This window comes from Pseudomonas sp. NPDC087358 (genome assembly GCF_044900785.1).
Classification (GTDB): Bacteria; Pseudomonadota; Gammaproteobacteria; order Pseudomonadales; family Pseudomonadaceae; genus Aquipseudomonas.
In genome coordinates this window covers 206,822-221,131 of sequence record NZ_JBJDOA010000010.1, presented here as the reverse complement: position 1 = coordinate 221,131, position 14,310 = coordinate 206,822, and the positions used below count along the sequence as shown (strand labels likewise).

Here is a 14,310-nt window from a genome sequence, read left to right as displayed (position 1 = left end):
CCGCCGCGCCGTCTGACTCTACTGCCGGTGCCCGGCAGATCGCTGGCAAGCCAAGCTCCCACGGCCTGCGGCCAGAATCAAAAGCAGGCGGCGCAGTAGCGGTCTATCGCTTCTGCCCGCAGGACGTCAGAGGTCGAGAGCTTCCAACCACAGGCCGTCAGATTGTCCACCCGCTTCTGCCCGGAGGGCGTGGGAGTTGGCTTGCCGACGATCTGGCGCGAAGCGCCAGCAAAGCCTGTTGACGCGATGTACCTGACCCGCCGTGCCGTCAATCTGCCACACAGATCCCGCCCAAGCGCAGATTTACTCCCCCTGAGCCCCGTAATTCATGATCGACAACAAGCGAATCGGCACCTGCACCAATTCTTCTGGGCCATGAGGAATGTCACCGTCGAAGGTCAGGCTGTCGCCGGCTTCCATGCGGTACAGCTGATTACCGTGGCGATACACCAATTCGCCCTCCAGCAAATGCAGAAACTCGGTGCCGGGGTGGGAGAAGGTCGGGAACTCCTCGCTGGCGTCATCCATGCTGACCATGTAGGCCTCAAAACTCTTCTTCGGCCCGCGGGTGTGGTTGAGCAGGTGATAGGTGTGGCCCTTCTCCGTGCCGCGACGCACCACCTCCAGCCCCTCGTCACGCTTGACCAGTAACGCGCTGCTGCCTTGCTGGTCGTACTGGCTGAACAGCTTGGACATCGGCATCCCCAGCACGTCGCACAGCCGGCTGAGGTTATCCAGGCTGGTGGAGACCTGAGCGTTCTCGATCTTGCTCAACATGCCCTGGCTGATCCCGGCAATGCGGGCCACATCGGCCAGCTTCAACTCCTGCGCCTGTCGCTGACGTTTGATCTGGATGCCCAGGTACTGCTCGAGCTTCAACTTCGGCTGGTGTTCTTCATGGGTATTCATGGGCTCTGCACAGTTTCCGTTCAATAATTTTAAATTCGCACCAGGAATGTGCGAGTCGGGCATCCGGCTGATCGCTTGGCCGCGGATTATTCCCACAGTGAAAAAGAGTTTCCCATATATAGAGCAGAAATGCCGCTTCGCCGTGAATTGGAGTGTTGGCATACCAAACTGGCAAGGCACTTGCATTCCTCATGGGAAAGTAAGTTTCTTGAATGGAATAACCCTCCGTCAGGACCACGAACTCAGGTTCCAAACCTCAACGTTTTGCCTTCCGCCAGGAGTGAACACTCATGTTGCCACCCGAAACACAGCGGCTGATCGAGGAGCACGGGATCAAATACGTGCTGGCTCAATTCGTCGACATCCACGGCTCATCCAAGACCAAATCGGTGCCGGTATCGGGCCTGGAAATGGTCGCAGAAGCGGGCGCGGGCTTTGCCGGTTTTGCCATCTGCGGCATGGGCATGGAGCCTCACGGGCCGGACTTCATGGCCAAGGGTGATCTGGCGTCGTTGACCCCGGTGCCCTGGCAGAAGGGTTATGGCCGGGTGGTGTGCATCGGGCATGTCGAGGGCAAGCCATGGCCCTACGACAGCCGCTATGTGTTGCACAAACAGGTCGAGCGTCTGAGCGACCGTGGCTGGACCCTGAACACCGGCCTTGAGCCTGAATTCAGCCTGTTCAAGCGCGATGCAACAGGCGCGCTGCAACTGGTCGACGCCAGCGATTCGCTGGACAAGCCGTGCTACGACTACAAGGGCCTGTCGCGCTCCCGCGAGTTTCTCGAGCGTCTGACCGAAGCCTTGCAACCGGTGGGTTTTGACATCTATCAGATCGACCACGAAGACGCCAACGGCCAGTTCGAGATCAATTACACCTACAGCGATGCGATGGAGTCCGCGGACCGTTTCACGTTCTTTCGCATGGCGGCCGGCGAGATCGCCAACGACATGGGCATGATCTGCTCGTTCATGCCCAAGCCGGACCCCAAACGCGCGGGCAATGGCATGCACTTCCACCTGTCGATCGCCAGCGCCAGCAACAAGAACCTGTTCCATGATGCCAGCGATCCGAGCGGCATGGGCCTGTCAAAAATGGCCTACCACTTCGCCGCCGGTCTGCTCGCACATGGGCCGGCACTGTGTGCGTTTGCCGCACCGACGGTCAATTCCTACAAGCGTCTGGTGGTGGGAAATTCGTTGTCCGGCGCCACCTGGGCGCCAGCCTTTATCGCCTTCGGTTCCAACAACCGCTCGGCCATGGTGCGCGTGCCTTACGGCCGTCTGGAATTTCGTCTGCCGGACGCCGGTTGCAACCCATACCTGGTCAGCGCCGCGATCATCGCCGCCGGCCTGGATGGCATCGACCGCAAGCTGGAAATCGACAACGTCTGCAACGAGAACCTCTACAAGCTGAGCCTGGAAGAAATCGCCGCGCGCGGCATCAAGACCTTGCCGCAGTCGCTCAAGGAAGCCTGCGACGCGCTGGAAGCCGATCCGCTGTTTGCCGAAGTGCTGGGCAACGAGATCGTCGGCGAATTCATCAAGCTCAAGCGCATGGAGTGGGTGGAATACAGCCGCCATGTGAGCGATTGGGAGATCAAACGCTACACCGAATTCTTCTGATTTTCCGGCGCTGTCGCTGACCCCTGTAGCCGTCCGGCTTGCCGATGGCTGCGCGGGATCAGTCGACGAATTTGTTGCAGTCACTGTGCGAGCGCCGGCAAGCCGGACGGCTACAGAGCTAGCTGTTCGTCATCACCAACCGTTTCTGATGCCCAGCCAGTGGGTTGGGCATCGTCTGCCCAGGAGTATGAAATATGTGTGGGATCGTGGGTCTCTACCTGAAAAACCCGGCGCTGGAATCCCAGCTCGGCAAGCTCTTCGAGCCGATGCTCGAAGCCATGACCGACCGCGGCCCGGACAGCGCAGGTTTTGCCATCTATGGCGACGAAGTGGCCGATGGCTGGGTCAAGCTGACCCTGCAGGCGACCACTGATGGCTATGACTTCAAGGCGTTGATCGCAGTGCTGCAAGGCAAGCTCGGTGCAGCGCTGGACTGGTTCCAGAACGCCAGCGCCATTGTGTTGAAAATCCAGGCCGAAGAGGCCGCCGTGCGCGCCGCCCTGGGCGAACTGGCACCCTCCGTGCGCATCATGAGTGCCGGCAAGAGCATTGAAATCCTCAAGGGCATGGGCCTGCCCAGGGAAATCTCCGAGCGTTTTGGCCTGGCCAGCATGAAGGGCAGCCACATTATCGGCCATACCCGCATGGCCACCGAAAGCGCGGTGACCATGGAAGGCAGCCACCCGTTTTCCACCGGTGCCGACTTGTGCCTGGTGCACAACGGATCGCTGTCCAACCACTTCCGTCTGCGTCAGGAACTGCGTCGCGAAGGGATCCATTTCGATACCGAGAACGACACCGAAGTCGCTGCCGGATACCTGGCCTGGCGTCTGCAGCAAGGCGACTCGTTGAAGACCGCACTGGACAGTTCGCTTGAGGCGCTGGACGGCTTCTTCACCTTCGCCATCGGCACGCGCAATGGCTTTGCAGTGATTCGCGACCCTATCGCCTGCAAGCCGGCGATCCTCGCCGAGACCGACGATTACGTCGCCATGGCTTCGGAATACCAGGCCTTGTCGAGTCTGCCGGGCATCGAGAAGGCCAAGGTCTGGGAACCCGTTCCCGCCACCATGTACATCTGGGAACGCGAGTCGGCTTAAGGAGCACGCACATGAAAACCATCGATCTTTCCACCAGCACTGTGCGCGATCTGAATCAGGCCCTGCACGATCAAGTCAACGACCTCCAGGACCGCGAATGGCTGGTCACTCATCCCAACGGCGCCCATAACCTGGCCGTCGGCGTCAACCAGGCGGTGTCGGTGGATATCCAGGGCCACGCCGGCTACTACTGCGCCGGCATGAACCAGAAAGCCTCGGTCACCGTGCACGGCAATGTCGGCGTGGGCTGCGCCGAAAACATGATGTCCGGTTATGTGCGGGTCAAGGGCAGCGCCTCGCAGGCGGCCGGTGCCACGGCACATGGCGGGCTATTGGTCATCGAAGGCGATGCTGGCGCCCGATGCGGGATCTCCATGAAAGGCATCGACATCGTGGTCGGCGGCAGCATCGGTCACATGAGCTGCTTCATGGGCCAGGCCGGGCGTCTGGTGGTCTGCGGCGACGCGGGCGATGCGCTGGGCGATTCGCTCTATGAAACGCGCATCTATGTCAAAGGCACGGTCGAGTCGCTGGGCTCCGACTGCATCGCCAAAGAGATGCGCGCCGAGCACATCGAAGAGCTGCAAGAGCTGCTCAATCGCGCAGGCTTCAACGAGAAAGCCGCAGATTTCAAGCGCTATGGCTCGGCCCGTCAGCTGTACAACTTCAAAGTCGATAACGCCTCCGCGTACTGATCCAGGAGCAAGAACATGAGCGACTCCAATACTCCAAAAGCCCCTCCGGTGCTGCGCGAATCGGCCACCTTCGATCGCCTGACCATCCAGGAAATCCAGCGCGCGGCGGAGACCGGCATTTATGACATCCGTGGCGGTGGCACCAAGCGCAAGCTGCCGCATTTCGACGATCTGCTATTGCTCGGCGCCAGCGTTTCGCGTTACCCGCTGGAAGGCTATCGCGAGAAGTGCGGCACGGACGTGATCCTTGGCAATCGCTTCGCCAAGAAGCCGATTCACCTGAAGATTCCCGTGACCATTGCCGGCATGAGCTTCGGCGCGCTGTCAGCCAATGCCAAGGAAGCCCTGGGCCGTGGCGCAACCATCGCCGGCACCAGCACCACCACCGGTGACGGCGGCATGACCCCGGAAGAACGCGGTCAGTCGCAGCATCTGGTCTATCAGTATCTGCCGTCGCGCTACGGCATGAACCCCGATGACCTGCGCAAGGCCGACGCCATCGAGATCGTCCTGGGCCAGGGTGCCAAACCCGGCGGTGGCGGCATGCTGCTGGGGATGAAGGTCACCGAGCGTGTGGCGGGCATGCGCACGCTGCCAATCGGCGTCGATCAGCGCTCGGCGTGTCGTCACCCGGACTGGACCGGGCCGGATGACCTGGCGATCAAGATCGCCGAGATCCGCGAGATCACCGATTGGGAAAAACCGATTTACGTGAAGATCGGCGCCAGTCGCCCGTACTACGACGTCAAGCTGGCGGTCAAGGCCGGTGCCGACGTCATCGTGCTCGACGGCATGCAAGGCGGCACGGCAGCGACGCAGGAGGTGTTCATCGAGCACGTCGGCATCCCGATTCTGCCGGCCATCCCGCAGGCGGTTCAGGCGCTGCAGGAAATGGGCATGCATCGCAAGGTGCAGTTGATCGTTTCCGGCGGCATCCGCAACGGCGCCGATGTGGCCAAGGCCATGGCCCTGGGTGCGGACGCAGTGGCCATCGGTACGGCGGCATTGATCGCCCTGGGCGACAACCATCCGCGCCTGGATGAAGAGCTGAAGAAAATCGGCTCGGCCGCCGGTTTTTATGACGACTGGCAGAACGGCCGTGATCCGGCGGGCATCACCACCCAGGACCCGGAGCTGTCCAAACGCCTGGACCCGGTCGAGGGCGGGCGCCGGTTGGCCAATTATTTGCGTGTGCTGGTGCTCGAAGCACAGACCATGGCCCGCGCCTGCGGCAAGTCGCACCTGCACAACCTTGATCCCGAGGATCTGGTGGCCTTGACCGTGGAATCGGCGGCCATGGCGCGGGTGCCCCTGGCAGGCACCTCGTGGATTCCGGGGTTGCAGTACTAACCGGCATCACAGCCCGGTAGGCGTGAGCTTGCTCGCGATTGCATTCTGCCTTCAGCACGTGTGTTGACCGACGCAAGGCGATCGCGAGCAAGCTCACGCCTACTGGTTTTTGCGGTCTGCAGGGAGCTCATACGGCGTATCTGCTTTTTGCACCATTCAAAGAGGCCAGCAAGGCCCGGCGCTTCATCACCTCGCTTTCTGCCAGACACTTTTCCATTCATTGCAGGAGCTTCGAAAATGGTTAACCGTCTACCCGGCAAATCCCTTCCCGCGTCTCTCTTGACCTTCGTGGCGCTTGGCGCTTGCGTTCCTCTGGCCCAGGCGGCCGACGCCCCGACGCTCAATACCGGCAGTACCGCCTGGATGATCACGGCGGCGGTGCTGGTGCTGTTCATGTGCCTGCCCGGGCTTGCCCTGTTTTATGGTGGCCTGGTGCGCGCCAAGAACATGCTGTCGCTGTTCACCCAATGCTTCGGCGTTGCCGGGGTGGTGGGGGTGTTGTGGGTGGTCTATGGCTACAGCATGGTGGTCGATACCAGCAACATGGTCGAAGGCCAGGTCAGCTTCAACAGCTTCGTCGGGGGGCTGAGCCGGGCGTTTCTGGCAGGCATGACGCCTGACAGCCTGGTTGGCGACATCCCGGAAGGGGTGTTCGTGACCTTCCAGATGACCTTCGCCATCATTACTCCGGCACTGATTGCCGGTGCCTTTGCCGAGCGCATGAAGTTCTCCGCCGCGCTGCTGTTCATGGCGGTGTGGTTCACCCTGGTGTACGCGCCGGTGGCGCACATGGTCTGGGGCGGGGCGGGTGCCTTGATGCATAACTGGGGCGTGCTGGATTTCGCCGGTGGCACTGCGGTGCACATCAACGCAGGCGTGGCGGCGCTGGCAGCCTGCCTGATGCTGGGCAAACGCAAGGGTTACGCCAACGCCCCGATGCCTGCGCATAACCTGAGCCTGACCATGGCCGGCGCGGCGATGCTCTGGGTCGGCTGGTTCGGCTTCAACATCGGCTCGGGCGGCGGTTTGAACGGCCTGTCCGGCATTGTCATGCTCAACACTCAGCTGGGCGCCTGTGCGGGCATCCTGGGCTGGATGTTCACCGAGTGGTTCAAGGTCGGCAAGCCCAGTGCGCTGGGTCTGGCCAGCGGTGCATTGGCGGGGCTGGTGGGTATCACGCCTGCCTGTGCCTACGTCGGTGTCGGCGGTGCCCTGGCGATCGGTCTGCTGTGCGGCGTGTTCTGCTTCCTCAGCGTCACAGTGCTCAAGCAGCGCTTTGGTTATGACGACACCCTGGATGTGTTCGGGCTGCATGGCATTGGCGGGATGATCGGTGCGGTGCTGACCGGCGTGTTCTGCGTGCCGTCCATGGGTGGCCTGGTCGAAGGCGTAACCCTGGGCGGTCAGGTGGTGGCGCAACTCAAAGGGGTGTTGTTCACCACGGTCTATTGCTTTGCGGTGAGCTGGATCATTCTCAAAGTGATCAAGGCCGTCATCGGCTTGCGCGCCGACGAACATGTCGAGGAAATGGGCCTGGATCTGGCTGAGCACAATGAGAGTGCTTATAACCACTGATGGGTGTTTGCGGGCAACAGCCTTGTCCCTGTAGCAGCCCGGCTTGCCGGCGGTGGCCTATTTGAAATCGCCACCGCCGGCAAGCCGGACTGCCAGAGGATCAGTGCCTGGTCATGCACTGTGTGCGGCTAAGCTGCTACAGGGGATGCGTCGGGTCAGTATGCTACCTCGATTGCGCTCACCCGCATCTATCGAAACGCTGGCACCACGTGCTTGATGAACAACTCCAGCGACTTCTTTTTCTCGGCATGGGGCAGGCTGTTGTCGCACCAGAAGCTGAATTCGTCCACGCCCAGTTCCTGGTAGTACTTGATGCGCGGGATGATCTCTTCCGGTGTGCCGATCATTGCAGTCTTGTGGATGCTTTCAAGCGCGAACTCGGGGCGCTCGGCGAACTTCTCTTCCGGGCTTGGCGCAAGAAAGCCGTTGACCGGCGTGGTCTTGTTGCCGAACCAGGCATCGAACGTGCGATAGAACCTGGAAATTGCCCGAGCGCCGACTTCCCAGCCTTGAGGGTCGTTTTCGGCATGCACATGGGTGTGGCGCAGGACCATCAATTGCGGGCGTGGCACCTCAGGGTTGTTGGCCAGCGCGGCTTCGAATTTGTTCTTCAGATCGACGACTTCCTCATCGCCTTTCATCAGCGGCGTGACCATCACGTTGCAGCCATTGGCTACGGCGAAGTTGTGCGAATCCGGGTCGCGCGCGGCGATCCACATCGGTGGCGTCTTCACCGGCTTGGGCACGCTGGTCGATGTCGGGAATTTCCAGATGTCGCCGTCGTGGGCGTAGTCGCCTTGCCAGAGTGCCTTGACCACCGGGACCATCTCGCGCAATGCCTGGCCACCTGAGGAGGCTGGCATGCCGCCGGCCATGCGATCGAACTCGACCTGATAGGCGCCACGGGCCAGACCGACTTCCATGCGGCCGTTGCTGATCACATCCAGCAGCGCGCATTCACCGGCCACGCGCAAAGGGTGCCAGAACGGCGCGATGATGGTGCCGGCGCCCAGGTGAATGGTGCTGGTCTTGCCTGCCAGGTACGCGAGCAACGGCATCGGGCTTGGCGAGATGGTGTATTCCATGGCGTGGTGTTCGCCAATCCACACGGTGCTGAAACCGCCTTGTTCGGCCATCAGCGTCAGCTCGGTGAGGTCCTCGAACAGCTGCCGGTGGCTGACAGACTCATCCCAGCGTTCCATGTGTACGAACAATGAAAATTTCATGACGCTTACCTCGGATTTTTCTTAGCGCTCAGTGAAGAGCCGTCGGGCGTTTTTTAGGTATACCGTAATACTTAGTGCCGCTGCTGTTCAAGCGATCGGTGTGCAGATACACCACGCTCAAGCGAAGGCGGGCAGGGCGCCCATTTTGCCGCGGCAATACACCAGCGGGCTGCAGGGTTGCTCGGGCAGGATCAGGTTTTTCACCGCACCGACCATGATCGCGTGGTCGCCACCTTCGTATTCGCGCCACAGCTCACACTCGATGATCGCGCTAGCGTTGGCCAGCAGCGGGTTGCCCAGCTCGCTCAGGGTCCACTCGATGCCGGCGGCCTTGTCCTTGCCTTTGCGGGCGAAAGCGTAGGCTTCGCTCTGCTGGGTGCCGGACAGAAGATGAATCGCGAAACGCTTGTTCTTGATCAGCGTCGGGTATGAATCGGAGCTGTAGTTGGGGCAGAACAGCACCAGCGGCGGGTCCATCGACAGCGAGCTGAAAGCGCTGGCAGTCAGGCCGACCACTTCACCGTCGTCATTGAGGGTGGTGATCACCGTGACGCCGGAAGGGAAGGAGCCCATGACGTTCTTATAAGCGTTTGCGTCGATCATTTTGCTACCTCTGCGGTCACTGCCGAAGGTGATGAGTTTTGTGTGTCTGATGGTATACCGTAATACTCTTCGTGCAAGCAGTTTTTCTCATGAGCGGCGTGCTTTTGAAATATCAGTGGGGGGACTTTGACTGGCGCAGAGGGGCATTCCAGACGCTGCTGAACCGTTTTTTCAAGCGCTATCTGAGCCTTGCGGCGCATCAGAAAAACGACATCTGACGGTTGTAAATTGTTGGCATACCATAATATGGTGGCGTCGTTCGTGAGTGCAGGGAAGTGTTTACGATGTTCAAGCGTGCCGCCAGAGCCTGTGGGCCAGCGAGCCGCTTGTTGGTTTCAGCTCGGCAAGAACACAAGAACAAAGACAAGCACTCAGGCGAGACGATGACTACTTCCGATTCCCACGGCAGCCATGCCGCTCCATTGATTGAAAACCACACCGTTGACTACGTGCCGCTGGCTGAACGCCACGGCAAGGCACGGGATCTGTTCACGCTGTGGTTCAGTACCAACATTGCGCCACTGCCCATCGTCACCGGGGCGATGGTGGTTCAGGTGTTCCACTTGAACCTGTTGTGGGGCCTTGTCGCCATTGCCCTGGGCCACATGATTGGCGGGGTGGTGATTGCCCTTGCCTCGGCTCAGGGGCCGCGCATGGGCATCCCGCAAATGGTCCAGAGCCGTGGTCAGTTCGGACGTTTCGGCGCGCTGCTGATCGTGTTTTTCGCGGCGCTGATCTACGTCGGGTTTTTCATCTCCAACATCGTCCTGGCCGGCCAGTCGATCCATGGCATGCTGCCGTCGGTTCCGTTGCCGGCCGGTGTGGTCATCGGCGCCTTGAGCGCAACGGCCATTGGCGTGATCGGCTATCGCTTCATCCACACCCTCAACCGCATCGGCACCTGGGTGATGGGCGCAGCCCTGTTGGCCGGTTTCATCATGATCTTCAGCAGCCAATTGCCGCTGGACTTCTTCAGCCGGGGCAGTTTCAACCTCTCCGGCTGGCTGGCGACGATTTGCCTGGGGATCATCTGGCAGATCAGTTTCTCGCCCTACGTCTCCGATTATTCGCGGTACCTGCCATGCGATATCGGTTTTGCCAAACCGTTCTGGGCGACTTATTTTGGCGCGACGCTGGGCACCATTCTGTCGTTCAGCTTCGGCGCAGTAGCGGTACTGGCGACGCCTGAAGGCACCGAGGCAATGGTGGCGGTCAAGCAGGCGACCGGCGTGCTCGGCCCGATCCTGATGCTGCTGTTCCTGCTCAACATCATCAGCCACAACGCCCTGAACCTGTACGGCGCGGTGCTCTCGATCGTCACCTCGATCCAGACCTTCGCCGGGAACTGGACGCCGAGCATCAAGGTGCGCGTGATGTTGGCGACCGTGATTCTGACCGGTTGCTGCATCACCGCGGTGGGCGCCTCCAGTGGTTTCATCGGTCAGTTCATCGGGCTGATCCTGACCCTGTTGATCGTGCTGGTGCCGTGGGCTTCGATCAATCTGATCGACTTTTACCTGATCAAACGCGGCAGCTACGACATCGCCTCGATCTTCAGCAGCGACGGCGGGATCTACGGACGCTTCAACCCGCACGCGATCATCGCCTACTTCATCGGCATCATCGTGCAACTGCCGTTTGCCAATACCTCGCTGTATGTCGGACCGTACGCCAACTACCTGGAAGGGGTGGATCTGTCGTGGCTGGTGGGGCTGCTGGTGACCTGCCCGTTGTATTACTGTCTGGCGACGCGGGGGCGGGTAGCGCAGGACCGGGTGGCCCGGTTGAGGTTTGCTGAATAAGTGAGGCTGCGAACCGATATCAAGACTTGTAGGCGTGAGCTTGCTCGCGATAACGTCAGACCTGTCAATTCAACGTTGATTGGCCAAACGTATCGCGAGCAAGCTCACTCCCACAGGTTGCGCCTCCAGTCCGGCTTCACGGTGTACGACCGCCTCCCTCTACATCTGCCGAGTGTCCACCCTGATGCTCGGCCACCGCGCGTAATGTCTTGAGCGTTACCATCGGCGCATCGATCACGAAACGGTTGGCCAGCCACGATGGAATATCTCCGGCGGGCTCGGCCTGCAGTTGATAGGTCACCTCGGTTTCCCGCTCACCCTTGGGCACCATCTGCCAGACGCCTTCGAGCTGCTCGACGCGAATCACCCCAGGTACTTCTGGCTGCATGCCGTTGACCGCGCTCAAATGGCGCACCACGCCGCCGTCGTCGGTCTGTTCGGTCCGCACCCGCAATACCATGTCCCGGGTGTTGGCCGGCCATGGCAATTCGGTGGTCAGGTAGACGAAGGTACTGTCGCCCTCGATCTTCAGCAGACGCATGTCGGCGCAGGCGTACAGCCACTTGCAGGCGATGGTCAGGTTCTCCTGCAGATGGCTCAGGGTCGGTACATCAGCCTTGATCAGCGCGACGCCGCGAAAGCTCTGGTATTGCGAGTGGGGGACGCGATTGAGGTAAACCTTGATGCCGTCTTCGTCCTTGGCCAACTGCCAGTCCCGGGCAATCGAGCAGGTAGAAAAAACAGTCAGCAGTACAGCGCACAGACCGGGCAGTGTTTTCATGAGGAGAGCTCCTGGACTGCACGTGGGCGGGGCGCGAGTCGTATGAGCATAGGTGAGTTTGGTGGGGCGTTGTGCGTTGGCGCCGGGTTACGGGGTCGATCTGGTGTGCGTATAGGCGCTGGGTTTCTGATCGTGCCTGGCGGCAGGACTGTTTCGCCTCCGGTGAGTTACTTGCTGACCTCAAGTAACCAGGGTTCGGGCTGCGTGTCCGGCCCCGACTTCGTCGAGTCCCCTCCCTCCGGCGCTGCCCCCCTGCGCAATACCTGCGCGCGGCCTCCCAAAGTCGCAATTTGTGTCGTTCACACATCTCGGCATGATCGTTCCCACGCTCTGCGTGGTAACGCAGCGCATGACGCTCCGCGTCATTGGGACGCGGAGCGTCCTGTAAGGCATTCCCACGCAGAGCGTGGGAACGATCGCGCATGTGTATCAACAGCAGAGCGCTGATCCGGGGTTTTTGCTTCTGATTTGGCTTTTGTTGGTTTAACGCGATCGTCCATGCACCACAAAATGCGACATGGGTGCAGGCCAAACCAGGAGCCAGGACACTGGGTTACTGGGTGTCTTTTCAAGTAACTCGCCGAAGGCGAAACAGGTCTGGCGTCGGCCAGAGCCTCCACCCGCACCACCGATTGAGCAGTTCAAATACTATTGACGTAACGACTCCACCCCAAACTCAATGCGCCCCGGCCGCCTTGTTCAAATCACTCTCCGCCCATTGCGTATACACACAGGCATCCGCCGTGGCCCAGCGCACACGCACCTGATCACCGGTCTTGAGCGGCATGCCGGCGGCAGACAGCGCCTTGACCGTCATGCTGGTGCCGCCTTGAGTGGCGACGGTGCAGGTCTGGCTTTCACCGAGGAACAGCACTTCCCCGACCCTGGCGCTGACTTCGTTCCAGCCACTCTGCAGCGGTTGCGCAGCGGCCTGATCAACGCTCAGTGCCTGGGCTTTCTCCGGACGAATCATCAGCAGCACGTCCTGATCGCGGGTAAGCCCCGCTGTCAGGCGGATCGACAGCGACTGGCCTTCGAACGTCGCCACACCATTGCCCTGCGCCTTGAGCTTGAGAAAGTTGGAATTCCCCAAAAACGAAGCCACGAACGCGTTCGGCGGGTTCTGATAGAGGTCATAACCACTGCCCAACCCGACGATCTTGCCGTGGCTGAAAATCGCGATGCGCTGGGACAGGCGCATGGCTTCTTCCTGATCGTGGGTCACGTAGACGATGGTGATGCCCAGGCGCCGATGCAATTGACGCAGTTCGTCCTGCAGGTCTTCACGCAGCTTTTTGTCCAGTGCGCCGAGCGGCTCGTCCATCAGCAGAATGCGCGGCTCGTAGACCAGCGCCCGGGCGATGGCCACCCGTTGCTGCTGGCCGCCGGACAGTTGCGAAGGGCGGCGATGGGCGAATTGATCCAGCTGCACCAGCTTGAGCATGGCATCGACGCGCTTGTTGCGTTCGGCCGCGGCCAGTTTGCGGATGGCCAGCGGGAAGGCGATGTTGTCGCGCACCGACAGATGCGGAAACAGCGAGTACCGCTGGAACACCATGCCGATGTCGCGCTTGTGTGGCGGCACGTTCACCAGCGACTTGCCGGACACCAGAATCTCGCCGGAGCTTGGCGTTTCAAAGCCCGCCAGCATCGACAGCGTGGTGCTCTTGCCCGAGCCGCTGGAGCCCAGGAAGGTCAGGAACTCACCGTCCTGAATGTCCAGGGAGATATCGTCCACGGCAGCGAAGTCGCCGTAGTGCTTGTTCAGGTTGCGCAGGCTGACCAGGGTTTGTTGCGGTTGTGCAGCGTCTTTGATCACGGCACTCATGAAGGCATCCTCGCTTCGTTGCGGCGACGCAGGGTCGCGGCGATAAACATGACCAGCACCGACAGGGCGATCAGCAGCGTCGAGGCGACGGCGATCACCGGGGTCAGGTCCTGGCGCAGGGTGGTCCACATCTTGACGGGCAGGGTCTGCAGGTTGGGGCTGGCCATCATCACGCTGAGCACCACCTCATCCCACGACACCAGAAACGCGAACAGGCCGCCGGCGACCATGCCCGGGCGGATGGCCGGGAAGGTCACCTTGATCACTGCCTGGATCCGCGACGCACCGCAGATCACCGCAGCATCCTCGATCGATTGATCGAACAGCTTGAGCGAGTTGATGATCGAGATGATGGTAAACGGCAGGGCGACGATCACGTGGCTGACCACAAAGGAAAACAGCGTGCCGGTGTAGCCGAGCTTGAGAAACAGCGCATAGACCGCCACCGCGATGATCACCAGCGGCACGATCATCGGCAGGGTGAAGATGCCGTAGAGCATGTCGCGGCCGGGAAAGCGCCCGCGCACCAGGGCGAACGCGGTCGGCAGCCCCAGGGCCACGGCAAAAATCGTGGTCAGCACGGCGACCTTCAGGCTGGCGAATGCCGCGGCCATCCATTCCGGGTTGCTGAAGAACTGCTGGTACCACTTCAGGGTCCAGCCGGGCGGTGGAAACACCAGCCACTGGGACGAACCGAACGACAGCAGCACGATGAACACGATCGGCAGCAGCAGAAACAGCGCAATCAGGCCAGTGACCGAATACAGCCCCCAGCGCAGGCGTGGGCCCATGGCATTGGGTGTCAGGAGCATGGCG

13 protein-coding genes are annotated in these 14,310 nt (G+C 60.9%); 7 read left to right on the top strand and 6 right to left on the bottom strand.

Translation table 11 applies throughout. The features are described from left to right. Window positions 1-303: 303 nt before the first annotated feature. A complete protein-coding gene (locus ACI2KS_RS22315; protein WP_404623177.1) occupies window positions 304-909 on the bottom strand; it encodes a helix-turn-helix domain-containing protein in 606 nt (201 codons plus the stop codon). 290 nt (window positions 910-1,199) lie between these two features. On the opposite strand from ACI2KS_RS22315, the gene glnT reads away from it, so the two are divergent. From glnT to ACI2KS_RS22290, 5 genes are all read left to right on the top strand, one after another. Further along, complete coding sequence (glnT, locus tag ACI2KS_RS22310; RefSeq protein ID WP_404623176.1) at window positions 1,200-2,534, top strand: type III glutamate--ammonia ligase; 1,335 nt, start codon at window positions 1,200-1,202, stop codon at window positions 2,532-2,534. Between the two features lie 194 nt (window positions 2,535-2,728). Next, on the top strand, window positions 2,729-3,634 hold the full coding sequence (locus ACI2KS_RS22305; RefSeq protein ID WP_404623175.1) for a glutamine amidotransferase family protein: 906 nt from the start codon (window positions 2,729-2,731) through the stop codon (window positions 3,632-3,634). An 11-nt stretch (window positions 3,635-3,645) separates the two neighbouring features. After that, window positions 3,646-4,329, top strand: coding sequence for a protein glxC (locus tag ACI2KS_RS22300; RefSeq protein ID WP_404623174.1), 684 nt, complete (start codon window positions 3,646-3,648; stop codon window positions 4,327-4,329). Between the two features lie 15 nt (window positions 4,330-4,344). Then, window positions 4,345-5,679 (top strand): FMN-binding glutamate synthase family protein, encoded by a 1,335-nt coding sequence (locus tag ACI2KS_RS22295; protein WP_404623173.1) that lies wholly within the window; start codon window positions 4,345-4,347, stop codon window positions 5,677-5,679. A 237-nt stretch (window positions 5,680-5,916) separates the two neighbouring features. Beyond that, window positions 5,917-7,254, top strand: coding sequence for an ammonium transporter (locus tag ACI2KS_RS22290; protein WP_404623172.1), 1,338 nt, complete (start codon window positions 5,917-5,919; stop codon window positions 7,252-7,254). A gap of 188 nt (window positions 7,255-7,442) precedes the next feature. Here ACI2KS_RS22290 and ACI2KS_RS22285 read toward each other — a convergent pair whose 3' ends face one another. Both ACI2KS_RS22285 and ACI2KS_RS22280 read right to left on the bottom strand, forming a co-directional pair. Continuing rightward, complete coding sequence (locus ACI2KS_RS22285) at window positions 7,443-8,480, bottom strand: LLM class flavin-dependent oxidoreductase (protein WP_404623171.1); 1,038 nt, start codon at window positions 8,478-8,480, stop codon at window positions 7,443-7,445. 117 nt (window positions 8,481-8,597) lie between these two features. Further along, window positions 8,598-9,083: a flavin reductase family protein gene (locus tag ACI2KS_RS22280; RefSeq protein WP_404623170.1), complete on the bottom strand. Its 486-nt coding sequence runs from the start codon at window positions 9,081-9,083 to the stop codon at window positions 8,598-8,600. Between the two features lie 89 nt (window positions 9,084-9,172). Here ACI2KS_RS22280 and ACI2KS_RS22275 point away from each other — a divergent pair, with 89 nt between their 5' ends. Then, window positions 9,173-9,301 carry a hypothetical protein gene (locus ACI2KS_RS22275; RefSeq protein WP_404623168.1) on the top strand — a complete coding sequence of 43 codons (129 nt, stop codon included), beginning with the start codon at window positions 9,173-9,175 and terminating at the stop codon, window positions 9,299-9,301. A 165-nt stretch (window positions 9,302-9,466) separates the two neighbouring features. After that, the gene (locus ACI2KS_RS22270; protein ID WP_404623167.1) at window positions 9,467-10,885 is read left to right on the top strand and encodes a purine-cytosine permease family protein; all 1,419 of its coding nucleotides are present in this window, start codon (window positions 9,467-9,469) and stop codon (window positions 10,883-10,885) included. Between the two features lie 136 nt (window positions 10,886-11,021). Here ACI2KS_RS22270 and ACI2KS_RS22265 read toward each other — a convergent pair whose 3' ends face one another. The 3 genes from ACI2KS_RS22265 to ACI2KS_RS22255 form a co-directional block, all read right to left on the bottom strand. Next, a complete protein-coding gene (locus ACI2KS_RS22265; protein ID WP_404623165.1) occupies window positions 11,022-11,666 on the bottom strand; it encodes an START domain-containing protein in 645 nt (214 codons plus the stop codon). Between the two features lie 676 nt (window positions 11,667-12,342). Continuing rightward, window positions 12,343-13,494: an ABC transporter ATP-binding protein gene (locus ACI2KS_RS22260; protein WP_404623164.1), complete on the bottom strand. Its 1,152-nt coding sequence runs from the start codon at window positions 13,492-13,494 to the stop codon at window positions 12,343-12,345. Beyond that, window positions 13,491-14,306 carry an ABC transporter permease gene (locus ACI2KS_RS22255; protein WP_404623163.1) on the bottom strand — a complete coding sequence of 272 codons (816 nt, stop codon included), beginning with the start codon at window positions 14,304-14,306 and terminating at the stop codon, window positions 13,491-13,493. The genes ACI2KS_RS22260 and ACI2KS_RS22255 overlap by 4 nt, the downstream gene beginning before the upstream one ends. Between the last annotated feature and the right edge of the window lie 4 nt (window positions 14,307-14,310).